At 71.1% G+C, this 3528-nt stretch carries 6 protein-coding genes and 1 pseudogene; 2 read left to right on the forward strand and 5 right to left on the reverse strand.

All coding sequences use genetic code 11. The features are described 5' to 3' along the window. From FV228_RS23500 to FV228_RS23515, 4 genes and pseudogenes are all read right to left on the reverse strand, one after another. Positions 1–206 (reverse strand): annotated as a pseudogene (locus FV228_RS23500) (glycosyltransferase family 2 protein); the annotation flags it as partial. Next, positions 203–796 carry an SAM-dependent methyltransferase gene (locus FV228_RS23505; protein WP_147856781.1) on the reverse strand — a complete coding sequence of 198 codons (594 nt, stop codon included), beginning with the start codon at positions 794–796 and terminating at the stop codon, positions 203–205. The pseudogene FV228_RS23500 and the gene FV228_RS23505, both read right to left, overlap by 4 nt. Beyond that, positions 793–1530, reverse strand: coding sequence for a PIG-L deacetylase family protein (locus FV228_RS23510; RefSeq protein ID WP_147856782.1), 738 nt, complete (start codon positions 1528–1530; stop codon positions 793–795). The genes FV228_RS23505 and FV228_RS23510 overlap by 4 nt, the downstream gene beginning before the upstream one ends. A 160-nt stretch (positions 1531–1690) precedes the next feature. Next, positions 1691–2014 carry a helix-turn-helix domain-containing protein gene (locus tag FV228_RS23515; protein WP_147856783.1) on the reverse strand — a complete coding sequence of 108 codons (324 nt, stop codon included), beginning with the start codon at positions 2012–2014 and terminating at the stop codon, positions 1691–1693. A 240-nt stretch (positions 2015–2254) separates the two neighbouring features. Here FV228_RS23515 and FV228_RS23520 point away from each other — a divergent pair, with 240 nt between their 5' ends. Further along, positions 2255–2773, forward strand: coding sequence for an META domain-containing protein (locus FV228_RS23520; RefSeq protein WP_147856784.1), 519 nt, complete (start codon positions 2255–2257; stop codon positions 2771–2773). A 124-nt stretch (positions 2774–2897) separates the two neighbouring features. Continuing rightward, on the forward strand, positions 2898–3062 hold the full coding sequence (locus FV228_RS33375) for a hypothetical protein (RefSeq protein WP_187277878.1): 165 nt from the start codon (positions 2898–2900) through the stop codon (positions 3060–3062). A gap of 40 nt (positions 3063–3102) precedes the next feature. Here FV228_RS33375 and FV228_RS23525 read toward each other — a convergent pair whose 3' ends face one another. Further along, the gene (locus FV228_RS23525) at positions 3103–3282 is read right to left on the reverse strand and encodes a hypothetical protein (protein ID WP_147856785.1); all 180 of its coding nucleotides are present in this window, start codon (positions 3280–3282) and stop codon (positions 3103–3105) included. Between the last annotated feature and the right edge of the window lie 246 nt (positions 3283–3528).

Here is a 3528-nt window from a genome sequence, read left to right on the forward strand (position 1 = left end):
GCGTTGCGCGCGGCGGCGAGCGGCAAGCCGTCCCGTCGGAACGGGACGCGCGCGACGGGAAACGGCAGGTCCGGCAGGGGTGCGTCGTCGCCGCCGATCTCGACCACGATGCAGGCGTCGGGCGGGGCGCCGCGCGCGAGGCCTTCGAGCAGACGGGCGAGGTGCGCCCCCCGGCCTTTGTTCAGGGTGATGACCGTGGTGCTCACGCCGCGTCTCCGGCGCGCAGCACGTCGAGCCGGTACTTGTCGGTCCGGGCCTGATGCAGCAGGCCCGCGAACGGGGCTGCCTGCGCGATGAAGCTCTCGGCAGCCTCGTCGCCCGATTGCGGATAGTCGGTCTCGCCGATCCAGTGGACCAGCACCAGGTCGCCGCCGGGCTCGATCGCGTCGCCGGCGCGCCGGACCAGTTCAGCCAGATCGGACGGGGCGAGGAAGTACAGGAACTCGGCCAGCACGATCAGGTCGAACCGGCCCTCCGGCCAGTCCGCCGGGAGCGCGCCCTGGCGGATCTCCACGCTCGGCCGGTCGGCACAGCGCGCGCGGGCCGCCTCGACCGCGGCAAGGACCGGATCGGCCGCGAGCAGCCGGTCGCAGCGCTCGGACAGGGCGCGGGTGAACACCCCGATCGCGCAGGCCGGCTCGAAGGCGGCGCGGTAGCGCGGCCTCGGCAGTGCTGCCAGCGTCGCGGCGTACTTGTCCCGCTCGTAGGCCGAACTCGTGAACTTCCACGGATCCGGATCGCTGGCATAGATGCCGGCAAAGTAATCTTCCGGGAGGGTCTCGGTTCGCCGGCTCATGCGGGGATCCTGACGAAGCGTTCGTAGGGGCCGCAGAGCCGCGCGATCATGGCGGGCTCGAGACGGAAACCCTGGGGGTCGTCCGAGATCAGGTCGGTGGTCTGCGACGCGTGCGCGGCCACCGCCCGGGTCTTGGTCTCGCGATGTGCCGAGACGTCCAGGCGCAGGCCCTCCGGTGCCGGGCCGACCTCGGTGTCCGGCGGCAGGGTCCAGCCCCAGACGGGGTATTCGTAGACCACGACGCCCGGCATCTGCCGCCGGGCCAGCCCGACGATGGCGGCGGCTGCCTTGTGGTCGCAATGGGGATCGTGTCGCCAGGTCACGAAGACCGCGCCGGCACCGCACCGGGCCGCGGCCTGCACCACCGCGTGCGCGGCCGCTTCGGCCTCGGGGCCGTCGCTCGGCACATGCGCATCGGGCAGGCGCAGGAAGGTCACGTCCTCTGCCGCGAGGCCGAGGATCGACACCGCCCGGAGCGTCTCCGCCTCGCGCAGGGTGCGCAGCGCCGCGGGCGGGTACAGGCGGGAATGGGTGTGCGAGCCGCACCCGTCGCTCACGACCACGAGATGCACCGGCCGCCCCGCCACGCGGGCCGCCGCGATCAGGCCGCCGCAGCCCAGGCTCTCGTCGTCGGGATGGGGCGCGACCACGACGAGGCCGCCCCGCTCCACCAGTTTGGCGAGATCCGCCACCGGAAGCGCGTCGGATGCGGCCAGGAAGGCGTCGGCCCGCATCAGCGTGTCCCCGTCGCGGAGGCGCCCGGGGCGCCGTTGCGGATCGTGGGGCTGGCGTGAACGGTCACGGATCGCTCCTGGGACGGCGAGCAGGTCTTGCCCTCCGGCTATCGGCCCCGGCGGCTGAACGCGCCATGAGCGGCGCCGTCCGAAGCAGGCGCTATCGGTCGTTCTCCGTGGTGAGCGCGCCGAGACGGACGCCCTCGTCGGCCTTGGCCTCGGCCGCCAGGTGGACACCGGGATTCGGCACGTCGTCGAACACCGCGCCCGCCGTGCAGAGCGCGCTGCGCAGGGCTTCGATCTGCCCGCTCGGCGGGTCGCCGTAGCCACTCTCGAAATCGCGCACGAACCGCTCGTCGAGGCCGACCTTTGCGGCCAGTTCCGCCTCGGACCACCCGAGCAGTCCCCGGGCCGCCCGCGACTGCGCCGGGCTCATCGCCGCTGTGCTCGCCCCGGCTTGCCCGCCCTCGTCCGATCCTGCCACGTCGTCCTCCACCCGTCGTTGGTCCCCTCGGGATGATCGACAACGATATCCGTCGCCGATCGTTTCCGGGCGCCGCGCGATGCGCCGCGACCATAATTGTGCTGAAATTCCGTCGCATGCGCGGGGCTGTATGGATTCGGGGCGACCGCGCCGTGCGACTCAGGGGGGAGTCGGGCGGGCGTCGCGTCCCCCCGGATGGACGATGGACTGGCGCCGTGCGCGCACGATGAGGGCAGAACGATGAGAGCGGTGCTGATCGCCACCCTGGCCTGTGCCGTGATGGCCGTGGACCTGACTGCAGCGACGCAGGCCCAAGCCCAGATGGGCGGCGGCGCCCCCACGGGCTTCGGCCGCGGCAACCGCCGCCCCGGCGGCGAGGAGGAGAAGAAGCCGCAATACGTGCCGGGCACCAAGGCGAGCGAGAAGATCTTCCCGCTCGATTCGACCTGGACGGCGGTGAGCCTCAACGGCAAGCCGTTCACCGGTGGCGACCGCCCGAGCTTCATCATCGACAAGCAGTACCGCGCTCGCGGCTACGGCGGTTGCAACACCTTCGCGGCGACCGCCTTCCCGCTGAAGGATCAGCACCTCGCGGTGGGCCCGCTCGCCCTCACCAAGAAGAGCTGCGACAAGGGTCTCGCGGCCACCGAGCAGGCGTTCTTCGTCGCCCTGCGCACCGCGGCTGTGTGGGACCTGGTCGGCTCCCAGCTCGTGCTGAAGAGCCCGAACGGCGAATTGAAGTTCGACCGGGCGCTCTGACCGTCGGTTCGGCGGGATCGGTACGCTTAAGCCCGGATTCACCACACTCTACGAACGCCGCCGGTGATTCAGACGTCCTTGAGGGCGATCGGGCCCTCTTCCTCGTGCATCGAGGAGGCGGCGCATGGCAGTCCAGATCGGGTTCGGGCGTGGGGCGATCCTGCGCCCCGGCGTGTCGCAGAGCCTTCGTTTCACCGCACCGCCCGCACTCCATTCCGGCGCGCTCTGGCTTGCGGCGACCGCTCCGGTGCTGGCGACGTTGCTGCTGATCGGGCGCCTCGCCGCCTAATGGTGAGGGACCGTGGCGGGCGTGACGAGCGCGGCGTCGTTCAATCCGCGTCGTGCGTGTCCGGATCCGCGTCGCTGGCATACGCTACCGCTTGATCGGCCGGATCCTGCCCGTGCAGAAGCACCGGCGGAAACAGGACCGCCAACCCGGCCGCGACCCCGTACAGAATGGGATCCGCGTTCAGGCCAACATGCGGCGGGTTGAGATCGTCTTCAATCATGATGTTTGCTTCCGGTCTCGCGTTGAGGCGAGGAACGGTCCGCGTTGTCGTGGCGACGGGTGAACTGATCTAGATCAATCAATGCCGGGTTCCGCGTTTCGTTGCCGCAGGGCCGCGTTTTTTTCTGGAGAATGACTGTCGATCCTGGGGCGCGCCCGGATCGGATCCTGCCGGCATCTCAGCCGCGCCGTCGGAGGATCGGGCCGGGCCCGGCGCCCGGGATCCGGCAGGCGGCCGGCACCACGC

It is taken from the genome of Methylobacterium sp. WL18 (assembly GCF_008040015.1).
GTDB lineage: Bacteria > Pseudomonadota > Alphaproteobacteria > Rhizobiales > Beijerinckiaceae > Methylobacterium > Methylobacterium mesophilicum.

Coding starts and splice junctions, on each gene's coding strand:
- FV228_RS33375 (WP_187277878.1), top strand. CDS start 2,898: ATGGCAGTCCAGATCGGGTTCGGGCGTGGGGCGATCCTGCGCCCCGGC.
- FV228_RS23520 (WP_147856784.1), top strand. CDS start 2,255: ATGAGAGCGGTGCTGATCGCCACCCTGGCCTGTGCCGTGATGGCCGTG.
- FV228_RS23525 (WP_147856785.1), bottom strand. CDS start 3,282: ATGATTGAAGACGATCTCAACCCGCCGCATGTTGGCCTGAACGCGGAT.
- FV228_RS23510 (WP_147856782.1), bottom strand. CDS start 1,530: ATGCGGGCCGACGCCTTCCTGGCCGCATCCGACGCGCTTCCGGTGGCG.
- FV228_RS23505 (WP_147856781.1), bottom strand. CDS start 796: ATGAGCCGGCGAACCGAGACCCTCCCGGAAGATTACTTTGCCGGCATC.